We start from the raw sequence: 18205 nt of genomic DNA on the forward strand, positions 1-18205 counted from the left end.
GGAAAGGAGGTGTAACAGTGAAGAAAAGAATAGCGTTGTTAACCATTACACTGCTTTTGGCGTTCGGTATTGTCCAAGTGGCCGCTGCGGCCGGACTGGGCTGGGGTGGCGGCGGCCCGCGCATGCTGAACAGCGATAACTGGGTCGGCCCGGTGGAAGCCTTAAACCTCACCGGCGAGCAAATCACTAAAATGCGGGAAATTAACCAGAACACCTACGAGCAAACCCGCGACCTGCGTATTAAACTGATGGACAGCATGCATGAACTAAAACAACTGCAGCTGCAGAAAAATCCGGACAAAGCCCAAATAGACGCCAAGATCAAGGAAATTAACGATCTGCGTGACAAAATCCATAGTATAGCCCAGCAGGGTAGGCAGCAGTGCCAGTCTTTACTCACCCCGGAGCAGCAGGCCAAGATGAACGAGTTCAGGAGTAAAAAGGGCCACGGCTTCAGGGGAGGCTTTGGAGCCGGCAATGTGCAGTAGTTATTTAGAATTAACAAGAAAAAGGGGGGCTTTTGGGTCCCCCTCCCTTTTAAAATAACGGCTACTGGAGGCGGGTAAAGTGTATGAGCATGCCGGAACCATACTGGTCGTGGAAGACGAGGAACCGGTAAGGGAACTGTTGCGGCTATACCTGGAAAAAGAGGGTTTTCAGGTGGAAATAGCGGTGGATGGGGAAGAAGCTATGCTTAAATTTTCCGGCAGCCGCCCGGACTTGATCCTCTTGGATATTATGCTGCCCAAAGTGGACGGCTGGGCAGTCTGTCGTGAAATCAGGAAACAGAGTTCCACCCCTATCATTATGCTGACCGCCAGGGGGGAGGAACTGGACCGTGTGCTGGGCCTGGAGATGGGGGCGGATGATTATATAACCAAGCCCTTTTCTCCGCGGGAAATGGTGGCCCGGGTTAAAGCTGTTTTAAGACGGGTGCAACAGGCGGGGGCAAGAAAAAACGCCGAGGTAATTACTTTACCCGGCCTGGTAATAGATAACAGCGCCAAGCAGGTGGAAATGAACGGCAAGGTGGTGCCGACACCCCCCAAGGAATTTGACTTGTTGTGGTTTTTTGCCTGTAATCCCGGCCAGGTTTTTACGCGGGAACAACTGCTGCAACAGATCTGGGAATATGATTACATGGGGGACCCCCGCACCGTGGATACCCATATTAAACGTTTGCGCGAAAAATTAAGCGCCAATACTGGCCGGCGTTACATAAAAACAGTGTGGGGCCGGGGCTATAAATTCGAGGTAGGAAACTAAATGTTCAAAAGTCTATTCAGTAAACTTATATTCACATACATTGCCATCATTTTAATTACCTTGCTTGTATTGGGTATGGCTATGTCCTACCTGTTGGGTGATTACTATTACTCTACAAAGGAAATGGAACTGCTCAATAAAGGCAGGGAAATGGCACGGATTATAGCTGAAAATACTGAACAGAGCCGGCCTGCCCCCGAAGTTGTGGAAACTTTAAATCGCTTTCTGGAAAACCGCGTGTTGTTAATCAGCAGGGAAAATCTTATCCTTATGGCCCACGGCGGGTTTTTTAATAATGATCCACGGCGCATCTGGCTGGAACCGGCTGATGCCCAATTGTTGCTGGAGGGAAAATCTGTTACCCGGCGGGGACACCCGCCACGTCTTGACCAGGTGGTTATTTTTGCCGTTGTGCCCGTTGAAATAAATAACGAAGTGGCGGGAGCATTATTTCTGTCGGCTCCGCTGGCGGATATCACCGGTGCCGTAGAGGCTGTGCGGCGGTTAATGTTTTATGCCGCGATTCCCGCGCTGTTGCTGGCAGCCCTGCTGGGTTTGTTTTTATCTCGTTCCCTGGCCCGGCCGCTACGCCGGTTAAACGAGGCCACCGTGCAAATAGCGGGCGGCGATTACCGGCAGCGGGTGGAGCTTGAATCCGGTGATGAAATCGGCCAACTGGCGCAAAATTTTAACCGGATGGCGGTATCCCTGGAAGAGACCGTGGGCACACTGGCCCGGGAAAAGGGGAAAATTGAGAGTATACTGTCTAACATGGCCGAAGGAGTGGTGGCCGTGGACAGCGAGAACCGGGTGATTTTGCTTAACAGGCAGGCGGCTCGCACCCTCGGTTTGGAAGAAACAACGGAATTAACAGCGCAATCCTGCGTGGAACCTTTTCCGGACAGCCAGTTAAAAGAATTGTTTACAGCGGTTCTGGCGTCAGGTGAGCCGTGCAGCAGGGAATATACGCCGGACCACGGGCAAACATATCTACTGGCCCACGTTTCCCCGTTAACTGATCAGGCAGGCAACAGCTTTGGTGCAGTAAGCGTGCTACAGGACATAACCGAACTAAAGAAGTTGGATCAACTGCGCCGGGACTTTGTGGCCAATGTATCCCACGAACTGCGTACTCCCCTGACTTCGGTCCAGGGTTACGTGGAAGCCATGCTGGACCGTGCCATCCCAAGCGAGGACCACGACAAATACCTGGCGATTATCCACCGGGAGACGCTGCGCCTGAACAAGTTGATTTATGATCTCCTGGATCTGTCGCTGATTGAATCGCGCAAGGAAAAATGGGACTTGAACGAAATAGACGTGCCGGAACTTGTAGATCAGACACTGGTAAAATTGCAACCGCTTATGGAAAAACATCAGGTAACTGTAGACAGGTATTTCCCCGCCCGGTTGCCGTTGATGCTGGGCAATGAAGACCGCGTTGAACAGGTGATCCTGAACCTGCTGGATAACGCCGTTAAATTTTCACCGCCCGGGGGGGTTGTGACGCTGCGGGCCGGGGTGGAAAACGACAGCATTACGGTAAGCATTACCGACCAGGGACCCGGTATTCCGCCGGAAGACCTGGAGCATATCTGGGAACGTTTTCACCGGGTGGAAAAGTCCCGTTCACGGGCCCTGGGGGGCACCGGGCTGGGACTGGCCATTGTGAAACAAATCGTGGAGGCCCACGGTGGCACTGTTAACGTTCAAAGCGAAGTGGGCAAAGGATCCACCTTCAGTTTCACCATGAAAGCATTACCGGTTGAAATGTAAAGTTCGGAATTTATTCATAGTTTGTTCACAAACCGGTCAAAATTACCCGCTATAATAACAAACATGTGGAGCCCCGCGGGATAGACCACAGAAAAATTTTAAATCAAGGGGTGATAAATTATGAAAAACTGGAAGACCAAAGTTTTATCTACAGCCCTGGCGTTGTCCGTGCTGGTACCCTCCGCCGCTTTTGCCGCCGGTACTGTCACCGGTGCGGGCGAAGTGCCTGCGAAAAAAGGATTTGCCCACCACCAGCCTTTTAATGAAGAAAAGCGCCAGGAAATGGATAACCAATTGTTGGACTTGGTTGGCAAGTACACACCCGAAAGCCTGGTCGACTGGAAAAATGCTCTAGCTGAACGAGACCAATTGGTGAATGATTTGAAGGAAAAGCGCCCGGTCGATAAGCAAAGACCTGAATTATCCAGTGAGTTAAAAGAAAAATTACAGTCCATACGTGAGGACGTGCAAAACGGAAAACTCACGCCCGAACAGGCCAGGGAAGAGTTAAAGAATCTCGGCATTGAAAAATTCAGGAGCCAACCCGGGATACCCGGTGATGAGGTTGGTCAAAGGCCTGAATTGTCCGCTGAGTTGAAAGAAAAATTACAGTCCATACGCGAGGATGTGCAAAACGGAAAACTTACCCCCGAACAGGCCAAAGAGGAAATGCAAAAGCTCGGCCTTAAAGGAAAACCCGGTATTTTCGGGGACAACCTGATGGTTCAGTTGAAAGAAGCGGTGGATGCGAACGATGAAACTAAAATAAAGGAACTGCTGCCACAGCTGTTGGAACAAATGGTGGAGAGGAACCAGGCTCTGGCTGACAGGTTGGCGGAGTCCAATTAATATTCGGGTGTAGCGTTGAGGGGTAATGTGCCCCTCATTCCGTTTGATCAAGCTTTTTCGTGGGAGAATTCCCGAATTAACCTAATATGAGTCCAATTATTTCAATTAATTACATACTATGGGAAAGGTTATATTATTCAAAATTTTAACATGGTTATTAATTGTTTAAATGAATTCAAGATGCGAGGTGATAGTGTGAAGTTAAATAAACTCATACTCATGTTAGTGGTAACTTTTGCTGCAGTATTGGTTGTTGGTTGCAGCAGTGGTATAAACGCCGCTCAAAAGGTCACACAGGAGAATGCTGCAACAGTTTCAGAAGGTCAGAAGGTTGCTCTTCCCGAAGAACAGCCGGCTTTAACCGGCAAGGTCAAGGAAATTGTCGGTAATGAAGTAACCGTGTATAAAGCGGAAGCTAATCCAAATGAGGAAACACCAAAAGAAGAACCGCTAAGTGAAGAGGCACGAGATAAGCTCCAGGCCATACGTGAAAAAGTCCAAAACGGCACAATCACTTCTGAACAAGCAAAAGAAGAAATGGATAAACTTGGTATTCAGCCGGGCCCAACTCGAAACCCCATGAAGTTCACTGAAGAAACCGAGACTTTTATTATACCGGTGGGAACTCCCATTGTAACAATGCAAAGGGGTTCTAATGAAGCCAACCAGGTTGAGCTCACAGAGATAAAAAAGGATACAGTTTTACGCATTTGGAAAAACGGTGATGCAGTTTCATTTGTCCAGGTAATAGGTGGTAGCGGTCAAAGGGGTACCGGGCAAGGTACCAACGGTCAGGGGCCGGGATTCGGAGGCGACATGCCGCCTGATATGGGTGGCGGCCCGCCACCAGGTGGTGGTCCACAGTAATATGGCGAATAACGCAAAATGTATTATAGATGCTAAAAACATCGTCAAGATCTATCAAAATGGCTCTGATGAGCTGAAAGTTTTGGATGACGTTACTTTACAGGTTTTTGAAGGTGATTTTACGGCTATTTTGGGGCCTTCCGGGTCCGGCAAATCAACCTTGATGAATATACTGGGTTGCCTGGATTTACCTACTTCCGGGCAGTATTTATTGGATGGTTTGGACGTTTTAAAGGCTTCTGATAATGAATTGTCCGGGATTCGCAATAAAAAAATTGGATTTGTCTTTCAGAAGTTCAACTTGTTGCCCAGATTAACAGCGTTGCAAAATGTGATGCTTCCTTTGCTTTATCGCGGGATCAGTGAGTCAGAAGCCATGGAGCGGGCTAAACAAAAATTAACTCTTTTAGGCTTGGAGGATCGGCTGACTCATCGCCCCAATGAACTGTCAGGCGGACAACAGCAAAGGGTGGCCATTGCCAGGGCCATAGTGGGTAATCCCGATATAGTTTTAGCGGATGAGCCGACCGGAAACTTGGATAGCAAATCCAGTCAAGATGCCATGGAAATTTTTAAAGAACTCAATCAACAGGGAAATACCATAGTAATCATTACCCACGATATCGAAGTGGCCGAACAGGTAAACAAGATATTTTATATCCGGGACGGTAAAATTTACAATGATGGAGGTAAAGGGGTTGGTTAGTCTTAAAAACAAAAAAATCATCGCCATTATTATCGTGTTCATAGTCCTGGCCGCTGGAGCAGGTTTATGGTTTCAAAAAAAAGGTGACGCTACAAGCGCGGAAATTCAATACGAGCAGGTACAAGTTAAAAGGGATGATATTGTTGTCGGCTTTGATTCCGACGGTACCATTGACTTTGCCAAAGTTAATTTAAGGTTTGGTGTTAAAGGCACAATTGCTGAAATTTTGGTTGCCGAAGGTGATGAGGTGAAAAAAGGAGATGTGATTGCCAAGTTGGATGACCGGGATTATCAGGACCAGTACCAGTTGGCTTTGGCCAAGCTGCAAGAAGCCCGGGAACAAGAGTTAACCAGTCTTTTAGATACTGAATTAAAGCTGAAAACTACTGCAGCCGAGCTGGAACAGCTCAAGGACGAATATATGGAGATGGAAGCAATTCCAGATGCTTACTCAGCCAGTGAGTTAAAAATGAAAAAATTGGAACTGGACAACAAGGATACAGAATACCAAAACTTGCAACAGAAATATGAACTGCAAAAAGCCCAGGGGTTGAAACAAAATGAACTGGAAGTGAAAATGGCGAAGGAAGATTTGGAAGAAACCATTTTATACGCGCCCGTTTCCGGCATTGTTTTAGACCTGGCCAATAAAGTGGGGGAAAGTGTTACAGACGAGCAGGACTTCGCCACAATTCATGAAAATAATGCGATTAATGCCGTAACCCAGGTCATTGAATATGATATTGGTCAAATTAAAGTGGGACAAAAAGTATATGTGACGGTGGAAGCAATACCGGATAAAAAATTCACCGGCGAAGTGAGCAAGATCAATGCTTTACCCTCCGAGGATTCCAGCGGGCTGGTCAACTATACGGTGGAAATCAAGATCAAAGACCCCGGGACCGAGTTGAAGGACGGCATGACTTGCGCGGTTTCCTTTGTCATTAAAGAAGTGAAGGATTGTCTAATTGTGCCTTATAACGCCGTTAAAATTGTGGATGGTAAACAAGTTGTCACCGTGGTTGATGAAACGGGCCAAAGTGTGGAAAGGGAAATAAAAACCGGGTTTACGGACGGCACCAGTGTAGAAGTACTGGAAGGTCTTAGGGAAAATGAAACGGTTGTTTACCCCAAAAAGTAGGTGATTTTTTGAAGCTGAAACAGCTGCTTAAACTGGTTTTTATCAATATTACCCAAAACAAGGTGCGCACTTTTTTGACCACGCTGGGGGTAATCGTCGGTACAGCCACAATTTTTATGGTGGTAGCTATTGGCGCGGGAGGAGAAGCCCGGGTTAACGAGCAGTACGCCAAATTGAATGTGGGAACCATTATAGTTATGCCCGCCGCAAGGGGCAAGGTAGCGGATCCGTTGACCAAAAAAGATGCCCTGCTGTTTCAGGAAAGTGAAAATGTGGCCCGGGCTTTTCCCCTTTTACGTGGCAACGGAAGTATAACCTATGATAACTTCTCTACCAATGCCGGTTTTCAAGCCATCCAGCCGGGGTTTCAGGATAGCAATCACCTGACTGTTCAGCAGGGCAGGGCCCTTGTGGAAGATGACGAAAAAAAGAAGAATAAGTATGCGGTAGTTGGTGCGGAACTGGCAAATACACTTACAGACGGCAATCCTTCCGGGATAGTGGGCCGGAGTATTAGTATCAACAGCAGAAAGTTTGAGGTTGTAGGTGTTTATAATCCAGTGGGAGATTCCGGTACAGGTATGAGTTATGATGACTCGGCGTTTATTCCTTACACGGTGGGAGAAAAGTATTTATTGGGCACCAGGGCGAACCCAACTATTATTGTTCAGGCCACGGGATTGGAGACAGTGCAGTCAGCTATCGAAGATATTACAAACATTTTAAATGAAACCCACCGCGCGGGAGGAGCGGAACAGTTTCGTATACTGGACGCGGGCAGCAGATTGGTGGCGGCGCAGGAGTCGGCCAGGACCATGTCTCTGCTGTTGCTGGCGGTGGCGGCTGTGGTGTTGATTGTCAGCGGGATAGGAATCATGAACGTTATGTTCGTGACAGTAAAAGAAAGGACCAGGGAAATCGGCACCTTGAAAGCAATTGGGGCTAAAAAAAGGGAAATACTGGGCCAGTTTTTGATCGAAGCCGTTGTTATTAGTTTGGTTGGCGGTGTATTGGGTGTGATTATAGGCTTTGCTGCCGTTCCCCTGTTGAAATACTTTGAGCTTCCCGCTCTGCCTTCCATAAGCGGCATCCTGCTGGGGCTGGTATTCTCTGTAATTACAGGTGTGTTTTTCGGGTTCTATCCAGCCTGGAAGGCCGCCGAATTAAACCCGATAGACGCGTTGAGATATGAGTGACCAATTCAGTCGAAAGTTGTTTCTGGTGAATAGATATCTATGTCGCTGGCGCGGCACCAGCAAAAAGATGAAAAAGGTGTGACGTAGGGGCGGATAACCCTGTCCGCCCGTCCCCGGGCCGCAGGTTGGTATTAGGTAATGATATGTAAAAGTTTTTTGGGAAAAGTGGGTGCAAAATGAAAGGGAAAGTTATCTTCCTGTTGGCTGTGCTTATTGTATTGAGCGGCTTTTCCAACGTATATGCCGCGGAGGATGTTGCAGAGGATGTTATTACTTTGGAACAGGCAGTGAAGCTGGCTGAAGAAAACAGCAGAAGCTTGACCAAATATGAAATCAGCAAGCGAAAAGCAAAATACCAATTATATGAAATTAATGACCAGTATTGGGAAGCGAATTATGACCAGGATGTTAACATGAATAAATATAACAGTTTAAGTCAAGAGTACTCCGATCTTCAAGCAAAGGAGGACTTAAGTGAAGATGATATCAATAGAATGAACGAAATTAAAGAAGAGATGGATGCTATTTGGGATGATATCAACAAACAATCCGATGCAATAGAATCTTTATCAGATCAAAAAAGAGATGCTGAAGATAATTACGATGATTCAGTCGCCGCGGAAGAAAACTATCAAAAGCAATTGGAATATACAGTAGAAGAGCTTTATACAACAATATTGATTCAGGAGGAAAGCTTACTAACTTCAAGTAAAGAGTATGAATTAAAGCTCAACTTGCTGAACATAGAAAAAGTAAAGCTGCAGCTGGGCAGAAGCAGCCGGCTTAATGTGAATCAACTATCCAGGGATGTTACGGAATTAAATAAAAAAATTATTGAGTTGAACAGCTTAATTAAAAATTTAAAAGGTGAGTTGAATGATATGATGGGTAGAGAATATGGCGCGGAATTGAGGTTGGTTCCGTTTGAGATTCAGGAGAACATTGAAATACCTGAATATGACACGTTGTTCTCCAAAGCCGCCCGGGAATATGACGCAATAGCAGTGATTAAACGGGATATCAGTAATAAAAAAGACGACCTGGATTCCATCGATGATGATGGCTACCAGGAAGAATTGCTGGAACTGGAAATCAAAGAAAAAGAACTGGAGCTGGAAGATGAGAGGTATAAATTGAAAGAGGCGATAAACAACTTAATAGCGGAAGTCAAATCAAAGCAAGAAGATTATCAATTATCGTTGATTGATTATAAAAATGCACAAAAAAAATATGATTGGGACCAAAAGAGATTTGAACAGGGCCGGATATCCAAACTGGCTCTGATGCAAAGCGAACTGGATTATTTAAACGCCAAAAATAAAAATACCTCCGCCGGGTATGGTTTATATTTGGCTTACCGGTCTTTACAGCTGGCGGAAGCGGGAATATTGTAGAATCATAAATAAAATAACGTGGCACCAAGTTTATGGGTTTTAGTAGTTTAATGTTACCGGTTTACCCGGCCGTTTGTTCCAGCGGCCGGGACCCGGGAAGATTTTTCATTTCCAAATAAATTAAACTGGCTGTTAAGATCACCGACAGGGCGTCAGCAATGGGTGCCGTCCTCCAGACCCCTTCAATGCCCCAGATACGGGGGAGAATCAACAGCAGGGGGATGAACAGCAATACCTGCCTGGACAGGGCGAGGATGGTGGATTGAACCGGTTTGCCCACCGCCTGGAAGTAATGAGAGCAAATGATCTGAAAGGCGATGACCGGCAGCATGGCAAAGAAAACCAGCATGGCATGGGCAGTCAGTCGCGTCAGGGTAATATTGTCTTTGCTGAACAGTCCTGCGATTTGATTGGGCCAAATATGAATGACCAAATAAAAGGCCAGTGCGATGCAGGTACCCGCCACCACCGCTTTTTTCAAGGTTTCCTTGACCCTGTGGTATTGCCGGGCTCCGTAATTAAAACCAATGATGGGCTGCGCCCCCTGGCTGATACCCAAAATGGGCATGAATACCAGCGCGCCGATACTCATCATGATGCCCACGGCGGATAGGGCCAAATCGCCGCCATAGGACATCAGTGTTTTGTTCAAAATCAATTGCTGCACACTGTTGGTGATTTGCATGGCAAAGGGCGCGAAGCCGATGGACATGATGCCCGTGAGGATGGGTAATTGCAATTTCAGGTTTTTCAGCCTGATTTTCACCAGGCTCCGGCCCGACCCGAAATAACCGAGCACCCAGGTTGCCGAAATGAATTGAGCGCAGACAGTGGCCAGCGCGGAGCCTTTTATCCCCAGCCCCAGTCTGAAAATAAAAATATAGTTCAATACTCCATTAATCAACGCTCCGATGATTTGTGTAAACATGGCAAACCCGGGATTGCCTTCAGCCCTGATAAAGTTGTTCATACCCATGCCAATGGAGCCAAGTACTGATCCCACCATAATAATTTGTGTAAAATCCCGGGCGTAGGGAAAAACATCTTCACTTGCCCCAAATATTTTTAAGATCGGCTCGGAGAATAGAAAATAAACAGCCGTTAGAATTAGTGGCAATATGATTAACATTATCATGCCATTGCCGGCTACCCTTTCGGCTTCCTCTTTTTTTTGTTCTCCCAAGCGTATGGAGATTAATGCCGTAGCGCCAACACCGATCAGAATTGAAACACCCATCATAATAAGCATGATTGGAAAAGCCACCGTTGTTGCCGCTATGGCCAGGGGACCGACGCCGCGCCCCACAAAGATCCTGTCGATAATATTGTACAGCGCGTTGACCAGCATTCCCGTTATGGCCGGCAGGGAAAACTTCCAAAGCAAGCTGCCGATCTTTCCATTACGCATCTCGATACTTCTGTCCATAATCACAACACCTTTACATTTTTTTGAGGAAAGAAACCACATAACGCAAGCTGGCAATGAAACGCTTTATTTCTCCAGGATCGACGTCCTGGAAAAAATCGTTCAGCTTGTGGGTGTAAAAATCCATGATCTTGTCCATTTCGGTCCTTCCGGCGGGGCTGAGGGAAATCAAGATTTTGCGCCTGTCGCTGGGGTCCTCAAGGCGTATAGCCATGCCCTTTTCTTCCAGCTGGTCGATTAAAGTGGTTAGACTGCCTTTTTCGATGTCGAGCATTTTGCCGATTTCGGTCGGGGTCAGGTGGTCATGCTGGTACAAAATGTTGATAATCTTGGCATGATTCTTTTTCATCCAGGGCAGGCCGTGATAATCCCGGCGAAAACGCAGGATAAACTTTTCGTGAAACATACCCATAAATGCATATAATAAATCATGTAATTCCTTGGCTTCCCGAAAATTCATCCGGATCACCCCGCATGCCATCATAGTACATACTGTTAGAAAACGAACTAATTTTATCATGGTAACAATTATGGCGTCAATAATTTTTTATCTGCGTTTTGTGGATGCTTTTTATGTACCTAATGTTTTGAATGTTAATTTAATCAGACAGTTAAGTATTGACATATTAATCAAACATGGTAGTATTTAAATATACATGTATATACGTGTAGAGACGGATTTGGGGTATCCAAAAGGGGGAAGTGTTGAAATTGATCATTATTGGAGAAAAAATCAATGGAACGATTCCAAGCGTAAAAGAAGCTATCGCAAACAGGGACGAACAGTATATTCGCGACCTGGCCGTCAAGCAGGCGGAAGCGGGTGCCGACTATATTGACGTGTGCGCCGGCACTGCGCCTGAAATCGAAGCCGAGACATTAAAGTGGCTGATGGATATTGTTCAGGATGCCGTTGATACACCTTTGTGCATTGACAGTCCCAATCCAAGGGTAATTGAACAGGTTTTAAAATATGCCGAACAACCAGGCATTATTAACTCGGTATCTGAAGAAGGCGATAAATGCGAAGTGATTTACCCCTTGATGCAGGGCACTGCATGGCAGGTTATTGCCTTAACCTGCGATAACAAAGGCATTCCTTCCGGTGTTGAGCAGAGAGTTGATATCACCAGAATGCTGGTGGAAAAAGCCCAAAAATACGATATCACACCCGACAGAATCCACATTGACCCTCTGGTCATGGCGTTATCGGCGGACAACCAGTCTTTGATCAAATTTGTCGATACGCTGGCAGCGGTGAAAAAACTTTATCCCACCATCAAAGTAACCTCCGGTTTGAGTAATATCTCCTTTGGTATGCCCTTGAGAAAAATCATCAATCAACACTTTTTAGCAATCGCGATTTATGCGGGCATGGATTCGGCCATTATGGACCCGTGCAACAGGGACATGCTGACAACGCTCCTGGCCACCGAAGCATTGCTCGGCCGCGACAGGTACTGCAGGAATTTCTCCAACGCCTACCGGAAAAATAAAATTGGGCCTGAAAGAATTACCAAAAAATAAAGACCTTTTTATCAACTTAACAATTAGTTAGTTACTCCTGAAAAAATTAACCACAAAGTCCCAACTCGGACTTTTTCAGGGGAAACTAGTTAATAAGTTGAACCTTGTAGCCAGAGGATTTATTTTTCACCATAACCTGTATATACGAGTATATATCATTTGGTCTGGTATTGTCATTATTGAGGTATAACCATACAAGCCTCTTGGTATTTGCCGGTGAACATGTGCAACAATGGCTTAAAGGGGGGGATTCAGCAGGAACGAGCAAACGCAAACGCACGCATTTTCTAACAACAATAAGTGCTAAAGGAGGACATGCTAATGTTGGATTTGCAAGCGCTGACCAAGGCAGTGGGGGACCTGAATGAACAACAGGTGTTGGCCATGTTGAAGGAATTTGTCGCCACCAATCCCGGTAACGAAGAAACCGTGGCGGTGGTAAATGCCTGCCAGCAGGGTATGGCCATTGTGGGAGAATTGTTCGACCAGAAGGAGTATTTTGTCGGGGACTTGATTTTTGCCGGTGAACTGCTTTCTTCCGCCATCGACATTTTAAAACCGGTTCTGGGTGGTGAAAGCACGGTGACGGTTGGTAAAATCGTGCTTGGCACCGTCGAAGGGGACTTGCATGATATCGGGAAAAATATTTTCAAAAACATGGCGGAAGCGGCCGGTTTTGAAGTTATCGACCTGGGCATCGATGTTCCCGCCGCCACTTTCGTGGAAAAAGTGAAAGAAATCAAGCCGGAAATCGTGGGCATGAGCGGAGTGCTCACCCTGGCCCTGGATTCCATGAAAAAGACGGTGGACGAGCTAAAAACGGCCGGGTTGCGCGACGGAGTCAAAGTGATCATTGGCGGGAACCCGGTTACCGAGGAAGCATGCAGGGTTATCGGCGCGGACGCTTTCACAACCAACGCCGCCGAAGGCGTTAAAATATGTCAAGGGTGGGTGAAATAACATGACCGGAGGAATGGATTTGGCCCGGGAAAGAACCCAATTGTTTCGCGATGTGATTGACGGCAATATCCCCAAAAGGGTGCCTGTTTGTGTGAGTTTTTCCATCGAGTTTGCCATTCAGTATGCCGGTAAAAACCTGGCGGAAGCCCAATGGGACACCGGCCAGCTTGAAGAAATATTTGATCAAATATGCCGGGATTTCTATTCGGACTTGCTTCCCGTGAACGCTTTCCGGTTCCCTTCCTTTTACAAGCTCCTGGGGGCGAGGAATTTTGTGATGAGCTCCAATGGTTTTTTGCAGCACCCCGAAGTTGAAGGGTTGTTGCAGGAAGAATACGATGATTTCATTGCCTCCCCTTATAACTGTATCATCGAGAAAATACTGCCGCGTTTATACACCGAGCTTGATACCGACGCCGCCACCAGGGCGCTGGCCCTGGCCAAAGCGTTTAAAGCTTTCCACGATGAAATGGGCAACGCCGTGATGATTTACGGCAGGCTGAATCAAAAGTACGGCTATGCGGACATCAACTTGTTCGCCGGCTTTACCGAGGCGCCCTTTGATTTTGTCGCCGACCAGCTGAGGGGCTTCAAAGGTATTTCCACCGATATCAGAAGGGTGCCGGACAAAGTTGAAGCGGCGGTGGACGCGGCCACTCCCTTGATGATCAAAGCCGGCCTCCAGCCATTTGCCTCGAAATACAATGCCACGTTTATCCCGCTGCACATGGCGCCGTTTATGCGCACCAAAGACTTTGAGAGGTTTTACTGGCCTTCGTTCAAGAAACTGGTTGACGCGCTGGCCGAAGCGGGACATCCCTCGTATTTGTTTGTCGAGCACGATTGGATGCGTTACCTTGATCACCTGTATGAGTTGCCGGCCGGCACCATCATGCGGTTTGAGTACGGCGATCCCAAGCTGGTGAAGGAAAAACTCGGCGATAAACACATTATCTCGGGTTTTTATCCCGTGGCGTTGTTGAAAACCGGAACCAGGCAGCAGTGCATCGACAAGGCCAAGGAGATCATCGACATCCTGGCACCGGGTGGCAGGTATATCTTTGACTTTGACAAGGTGCCCATTACGCTGGACAGCTTGAACGTGGAAAACGCGCGGGCGGTGCTGGATTACGTGGCCGCAAACGCCGGCTATTAAGGAGGGTTAACATGAATACGAAATATTATAAAACCTGGGAACAGTACCTGGCGGAACACCCTGAAATTGACGAAAAACAAGCCCAAGTAATGAAACCCAAAATGCAGGGGTACGAGGACATGATGTTTTCCTTCATCATGTTTCTGTTGATGTAACCATTGCCGCGGGTGGTTTGTTCCGGTCAATACAGAGAGAGCTTCGCCTCTCTGTATTGTTTTTACTTTGTTCCAGATCCAAAATGATTAAAGGGTTGAGTACAACTATGAACAGTACTGGCACGCGACCGTTATCCTCGCCATATCGCTGGGTGATTTTGGGTATTATGTGGCTGACAATTTGTTCAGCGCTTGTTGCGCAGTTTCAAGTGGCGGCGTTTGCTTACCAAATCATCCCGGGTTTCAATTTGACCCCATCGCAGTATAGCCTGGTTTTGACCGCGCCCATGCTGGCCGGTTTGTTCTTCAGCGTGGCGGCGGGCGCCCTGGCCGACCGGTGGGGCGTCAAAAAGATTGTGGCCGTTGGGTTCGCCTTTTCGGTGGCGGGCGCATTGTTCCGGTTTGCTGCGGGAAATTTCACCGAGCTGTTTGCGCTGATGTTCCTGGCGGGAGTTTGCCCGGGTGTTTTGAACGCCAACGCGGCAAAGCTGCTGGGGGCCTGGTTTCCCGGGAAGCAAATGGGCACCGCCATGGGGATCTATTTTTCAGCCACCGGCGTGGGCATGAGTTTGGCCCTGGCCACGCCGGGCCTGTTTCCTTCCGTTGAAAGTGCCTTTGTTACTGCCGGGTTGATGATGCTGGCGGTGTGGGTGCTATGGGTGGTGTTTGTCCAAGCCAAGCCCGCTGGAGCGCCTGACCAGCCGGTTGAGCCCGTGACCCGGTACATCGGTGTGGCCGCCAGGAGTAAAAATGTGTGGCTGGTGGGTTCGGCCCTGATGCTGGCCATGGGTTCATCAATGGTATTTTCCGGGTTTTTGCCGAATGCGCTGCACAGCTCGCGCGGGATGGACCCTGTAACGGCGGGTTTTATGACCTCCCTGGTGACTTTCGGCACCATTGCCGGTAGTTTGCTGGGACCGGCAATCCCCAACCGCCTCGGGAAAATGAAACCATTTTTGGCCACCATGACGGCGCTGGGAGCGATAGCCGGGTACTGGGCCTGGTTTACGCCGCAAGATGCGGTTATGCCGGTGCTGCTTGTCGTCATGGGCATCATGACGGGAATGTGCATGCCGCTGTTGATGGCATTTCCCATGCTGCTGCCCGAGATCGGTCCGGTTTATGCCGGCAGCGCCGGGGGAATCATCGGCACCCTCCAGGTTACCGGTGCGGTGTGTATTCCTTCTTTTATCATCGCGCCGCTGGCCGGCCAGAACTATAACGTCTGTTTCACCCTGGGCAGCATGTGCCTGTTGCTGGTGAGCGCCGTGGTATTATTATTGCCCGAACTGGGTGCCAAAGCCCGGCCCGGGTTGGTGCAAGTTGACAAAAAGATGGTCTGAATTTAAGATGAAAATTGATCTAGTGTCGTATATACGGGAAATTAACACGAAGCCCCAACGCAGGCTTATTTGAGGAGAAATATATGAGCAAAGTGATTATCGCCTGTCAAACCATATCTGACGAGCTGAACCTGGCCATGCGTGCAACCGGGTGTTCCTACCCGGTTATCCGGATGGCGTCGGATTACCATATGGACCCCAATTTGTTGCGGGCCAAACTGCAGGAGGAAATAGACAAGTTAACGGATTTTCAAGACGTTTTACTGGCCTATGGTTGCTGCGGCAACGGCCTGGTGGGGTTGAAGGCGTCAACGGCCGGTTTGATCATCCCCAGGACGGAAGATTGCATTTCCATGGTGTTGAGCCGGCCCGGTGAGAAATTTGAACGTTTGAAGCGCACTTATTTTCTGACCAGGGGCTGGCTGCAGGGTTCCAAAAGCATAGCTGCCGAATACGAGCACGCGTGCGAGCGTTATGGCGAGGCCAGGGCTCGAAAACTCTTCAAGTTCATGTTAAAAAACTACAATTACTTGATGGTCATAGACACGGGAGCTTATCCACTGGCGGATTGCTTGAGCAAAGCGGAGGAATTGGCCGGCAACACCGGACTGGAGGTGGTGGTGTCCAAAGGAAGTGTTTGGTTGCTGCAAAAGCTGCTGACAGGTCCCTATGATGAAGATTTTAGCGTTATTCCCCGGGGTGGAACGGTAAATTCATCTCATTTCGGGATGGCGGGCGCGGCGCCGGCCCACCAGGCGATATAAACCGTGACAACCCCATAGTGGCGGGCGATCCGGTGGATTCCCGGCGTGAGGGTGGCACCGGATGCCCAGGCTGTTATTTCCCGGAGGGCAAAATGAAGGATTGGGGAGAAAAAGAAAAGGAATTAATTAAATATGTCGAGCAACTTGACGAAGAAAATGTCCTTAAACTGGCCGATGAACTGTTGAATGCAGGCATGGACCCGCTGTATTTGCTGGACCTCGTAAACGAGGGAATGAACCGGGTGGGTAAACTTTACGAGAGCAAGGATTATTACATCGCCGATTTAATCATGGCCGGCCTTATTTTCAAACAAGTGCTGGGGCTGGATAAAATGATCGCCCAGTTCCAGGTCGGTCAAATCAACAAGATCGGCAAGGTTTTGCTCGGCACTGTCAAAGGGGATATTCATGACATCGGCAAGGATATTTTCAGGGGGATGCTGGAGGCCAACGGGTTTGACGTCATGGACCTGGGCGTGGATGTCCCCAAAGAAATGTTTTTAAAAAAATATGAAGAATATGCCCCACATATTTTGGGGCTCAGCGGGGTTTTGACCACTACCGTGGATACCATGAAAGAAGTGGTGGACGCGTTTGTGCAAGCCGGGGTCAGGGACAAGGTCAGGATCATTGCGGGGGGCAACCACCTGACGGCCGAGGCTTGCAGGTATATTGGCGCCGACGGCTTTGCCAGCGACGCTTCAGTCGGGGTAAAAATTTGCAAAGAATGGATGAGCTGCGCGGGCGGACAGGGAGCAATTCATCATGGTTAGTCCGGTTTATCTCAGAATAGTTGAAGACATCAAGAAAAAAATAAACAGTGCCGAGCTGAAACCGGGTGACACCGTACCCTCCGAAAAAGCGCTATGTGACGAATATGGCGCCAGCCGGATGACCGTGCGCAAAGGACTGGCCGTTTTGGCCAGTGAAGGTTATATTTATTCCATCCCCGGTAAAGGTAATTTTGTGCGCAAGCCCGAGCTGAACAAGTACACCATTTATTATAGCGAATTGAAAAATTCCATTAACAGCGTGGATAAGGCCAAGTTGCTGGAAGTCAACATTATTATGCCGGGGGATAAACTGGCCGCCGATTTGCAAATCACCAAAAACAAAAACGTGATCTTGATTCGCCGGCTGTTCTACACGGACGGAGAACCGGTTGCTTATGACATCAAGTACCTCCTGTACCAGAAAGGCATGCCCATCGTGGAAAAGGAAATCGAGCATGCCACTTTCCCGGAAATGCTGTCCCCGGGAGTTCCTCCTTTCGCGTTAAAAAAAGAAATCATCATTTATGCCGCAACCCCGGGGGAGGACATCAAAAGGTACTTGAACATTTACAACGAACTTGCCCTGTTAGTTGTCGAGCAAAAAATCTACAATGCCGAAAACAAGCCGATGGGGTTGGGGATAACTTACTACCGGGGTGATTACATCAAGTTACAGGGAACCAGTCAATAAATTGTGAAAAACTGCATCAATCGCCGGTGCAGTTTAGTTTTTTCCGGGGGCGCGATGGCCTGGAGCGCCACGGGGGAGCGCCACGGGGACGGTTCCATCGCGGCATCGTCTTCCCTTCGACCCTTCGCTGCGCCAGGGGAACCGTTTGAACCGTCCCCCTGGCTCCCTCCCCCTGGCTCCCCCTCTAGCTCCCCCTGGCTCACCTGGCTCAAATT

19 protein-coding genes are annotated in these 18205 nt (G+C 48.2%); 17 read left to right on the top strand and 2 right to left on the bottom strand.

Going from position 1 to position 18205, the window contains the following annotated elements:
- Window positions 1–17: 17 nt before the first annotated feature.
- The 9 genes from IT084_RS07970 (at window position 18) to IT084_RS08010 (ending at window position 9195) form a co-directional block, all read left to right on the top strand.
- Window positions 18–488, top strand: coding sequence for a Spy/CpxP family protein refolding chaperone (locus IT084_RS07970; RefSeq protein WP_195712326.1), 471 nt, complete (start codon window positions 18–20; stop codon window positions 486–488).
- A 79-nt stretch (window positions 489–567) separates the two neighbouring features.
- The gene (locus IT084_RS07975) at window positions 568–1266 is read left to right on the top strand and encodes a response regulator transcription factor (RefSeq protein ID WP_313885450.1); all 699 of its coding nucleotides are present in this window, start codon (window positions 568–570) and stop codon (window positions 1264–1266) included.
- On the top strand, window positions 1267–3042 hold the full coding sequence (locus tag IT084_RS07980; RefSeq protein ID WP_195712327.1) for an ATP-binding protein: 1776 nt from the start codon (window positions 1267–1269) through the stop codon (window positions 3040–3042). It begins immediately after the preceding gene.
- A gap of 120 nt (window positions 3043–3162) precedes the next feature.
- Complete coding sequence (locus IT084_RS07985) at window positions 3163–3891, top strand: hypothetical protein (protein WP_207744481.1); 729 nt, start codon at window positions 3163–3165, stop codon at window positions 3889–3891.
- Between the two features lie 195 nt (window positions 3892–4086).
- Entirely contained in the window at window positions 4087–4758 is a 672-nt protein-coding gene (locus tag IT084_RS07990) for a hypothetical protein (protein WP_195712328.1), read from the top strand.
- Window position 4759: 1 nt separating this feature from the next.
- Complete coding sequence (locus IT084_RS07995; RefSeq protein ID WP_207744482.1) at window positions 4760–5464, top strand: ABC transporter ATP-binding protein; 705 nt, start codon at window positions 4760–4762, stop codon at window positions 5462–5464.
- Window positions 5457–6605, top strand: coding sequence for an efflux RND transporter periplasmic adaptor subunit (locus IT084_RS08000; RefSeq protein ID WP_243276842.1), 1149 nt, complete (start codon window positions 5457–5459; stop codon window positions 6603–6605). The genes IT084_RS07995 and IT084_RS08000 overlap by 8 nt, the downstream gene beginning before the upstream one ends.
- A gap of 8 nt (window positions 6606–6613) precedes the next feature.
- Window positions 6614–7801 (top strand): ABC transporter permease, encoded by a 1188-nt coding sequence (locus tag IT084_RS08005; RefSeq protein ID WP_195712330.1) that lies wholly within the window; start codon window positions 6614–6616, stop codon window positions 7799–7801.
- Between the two features lie 176 nt (window positions 7802–7977).
- Window positions 7978–9195 carry a TolC family protein gene (locus tag IT084_RS08010; protein WP_195712331.1) on the top strand — a complete coding sequence of 406 codons (1218 nt, stop codon included), beginning with the start codon at window positions 7978–7980 and terminating at the stop codon, window positions 9193–9195.
- Between the two features lie 61 nt (window positions 9196–9256).
- Here the strand turns inward: IT084_RS08010 and IT084_RS08015 are convergent, their stop codons facing one another.
- Together IT084_RS08015 and IT084_RS08020 are read right to left on the bottom strand one after the other, a co-directional pair.
- Window positions 9257–10621 carry an MATE family efflux transporter gene (locus IT084_RS08015; RefSeq protein WP_195712332.1) on the bottom strand — a complete coding sequence of 455 codons (1365 nt, stop codon included), beginning with the start codon at window positions 10619–10621 and terminating at the stop codon, window positions 9257–9259.
- 13 nt (window positions 10622–10634) lie between these two features.
- On the bottom strand, window positions 10635–11081 hold the full coding sequence (locus tag IT084_RS08020) for a MarR family winged helix-turn-helix transcriptional regulator (protein WP_195712333.1): 447 nt from the start codon (window positions 11079–11081) through the stop codon (window positions 10635–10637).
- 251 nt (window positions 11082–11332) lie between these two features.
- Here IT084_RS08020 and IT084_RS08025 point away from each other — a divergent pair, with 251 nt between their 5' ends.
- From IT084_RS08025 to IT084_RS08060, 8 genes are all read left to right on the top strand, one after another.
- Entirely contained in the window at window positions 11333–12148 is an 816-nt protein-coding gene (locus tag IT084_RS08025; RefSeq protein ID WP_195712439.1) for a methyltetrahydrofolate cobalamin methyltransferase, read from the top strand.
- Between the two features lie 321 nt (window positions 12149–12469).
- The gene (locus IT084_RS08030; protein WP_195712334.1) at window positions 12470–13108 is read left to right on the top strand and encodes a B12-binding domain-containing protein; all 639 of its coding nucleotides are present in this window, start codon (window positions 12470–12472) and stop codon (window positions 13106–13108) included.
- Window position 13109: 1 nt separating this feature from the next.
- On the top strand, window positions 13110–14264 hold the full coding sequence (locus IT084_RS08035) for a uroporphyrinogen decarboxylase family protein (RefSeq protein ID WP_195712335.1): 1155 nt from the start codon (window positions 13110–13112) through the stop codon (window positions 14262–14264).
- An 11-nt stretch (window positions 14265–14275) separates the two neighbouring features.
- Window positions 14276–14419, top strand: coding sequence for a hypothetical protein (locus IT084_RS08040; protein WP_195712336.1), 144 nt, complete (start codon window positions 14276–14278; stop codon window positions 14417–14419).
- 107 nt (window positions 14420–14526) lie between these two features.
- Complete coding sequence (locus tag IT084_RS08045; protein ID WP_195712337.1) at window positions 14527–15762, top strand: nitrate/nitrite transporter; 1236 nt, start codon at window positions 14527–14529, stop codon at window positions 15760–15762.
- Between the two features lie 83 nt (window positions 15763–15845).
- Entirely contained in the window at window positions 15846–16526 is a 681-nt protein-coding gene (locus IT084_RS08050; protein WP_195712338.1) for a DUF1638 domain-containing protein, read from the top strand.
- Window positions 16527–16618: 92 nt separating this feature from the next.
- Window positions 16619–17299 (top strand): B12-binding domain-containing protein, encoded by a 681-nt coding sequence (locus IT084_RS08055; protein ID WP_195712339.1) that lies wholly within the window; start codon window positions 16619–16621, stop codon window positions 17297–17299.
- The gene (locus IT084_RS08060; protein WP_195712340.1) at window positions 17292–17990 is read left to right on the top strand and encodes a GntR family transcriptional regulator; all 699 of its coding nucleotides are present in this window, start codon (window positions 17292–17294) and stop codon (window positions 17988–17990) included. The genes IT084_RS08055 and IT084_RS08060 overlap by 8 nt, the downstream gene beginning before the upstream one ends.
- Window positions 17991–18205 lie beyond the last annotated feature (215 nt).

Source organism: Desulfallas sp. Bu1-1 (assembly GCF_015594625.1).
Classification (GTDB): Bacteria; Bacillota; Desulfotomaculia; order Desulfotomaculales; family Desulfallaceae; genus JADNRQ01.

Excerpts from the sequence above, each read along its gene's own strand:
- IT084_RS08010 (WP_195712331.1), top strand. The coding sequence starts at position 7,978 with ATGAAAGGGAAAGTTATCTTCCTGTTGGCTGTGCTTATTGTATTGAGC.
- IT084_RS08055 (WP_195712339.1), top strand. The coding sequence starts at position 16,619 with ATGAAGGATTGGGGAGAAAAAGAAAAGGAATTAATTAAATATGTCGAG.
- IT084_RS08030 (WP_195712334.1), top strand. The coding sequence starts at position 12,470 with ATGTTGGATTTGCAAGCGCTGACCAAGGCAGTGGGGGACCTGAATGAA.
- IT084_RS08060 (WP_195712340.1), top strand. The coding sequence starts at position 17,292 with ATGGTTAGTCCGGTTTATCTCAGAATAGTTGAAGACATCAAGAAAAAA.
- IT084_RS08035 (WP_195712335.1), top strand. The coding sequence starts at position 13,110 with ATGACCGGAGGAATGGATTTGGCCCGGGAAAGAACCCAATTGTTTCGC.
- IT084_RS07980 (WP_195712327.1), top strand. The coding sequence starts at position 1,267 with ATGTTCAAAAGTCTATTCAGTAAACTTATATTCACATACATTGCCATC.
- IT084_RS08045 (WP_195712337.1), top strand. The coding sequence starts at position 14,527 with ATGAACAGTACTGGCACGCGACCGTTATCCTCGCCATATCGCTGGGTG.
- IT084_RS07985 (WP_207744481.1), top strand. The coding sequence starts at position 3,163 with ATGAAAAACTGGAAGACCAAAGTTTTATCTACAGCCCTGGCGTTGTCC.
- IT084_RS07995 (WP_207744482.1), top strand. The coding sequence starts at position 4,760 with ATGGCGAATAACGCAAAATGTATTATAGATGCTAAAAACATCGTCAAG.
- IT084_RS08050 (WP_195712338.1), top strand. The coding sequence starts at position 15,846 with ATGAGCAAAGTGATTATCGCCTGTCAAACCATATCTGACGAGCTGAAC.
- IT084_RS08020 (WP_195712333.1), bottom strand. The coding sequence starts at position 11,081 with ATGAATTTTCGGGAAGCCAAGGAATTACATGATTTATTATATGCATTT.
- IT084_RS08015 (WP_195712332.1), bottom strand. The coding sequence starts at position 10,621 with ATGGACAGAAGTATCGAGATGCGTAATGGAAAGATCGGCAGCTTGCTT.
- IT084_RS08040 (WP_195712336.1), top strand. The coding sequence starts at position 14,276 with ATGAATACGAAATATTATAAAACCTGGGAACAGTACCTGGCGGAACAC.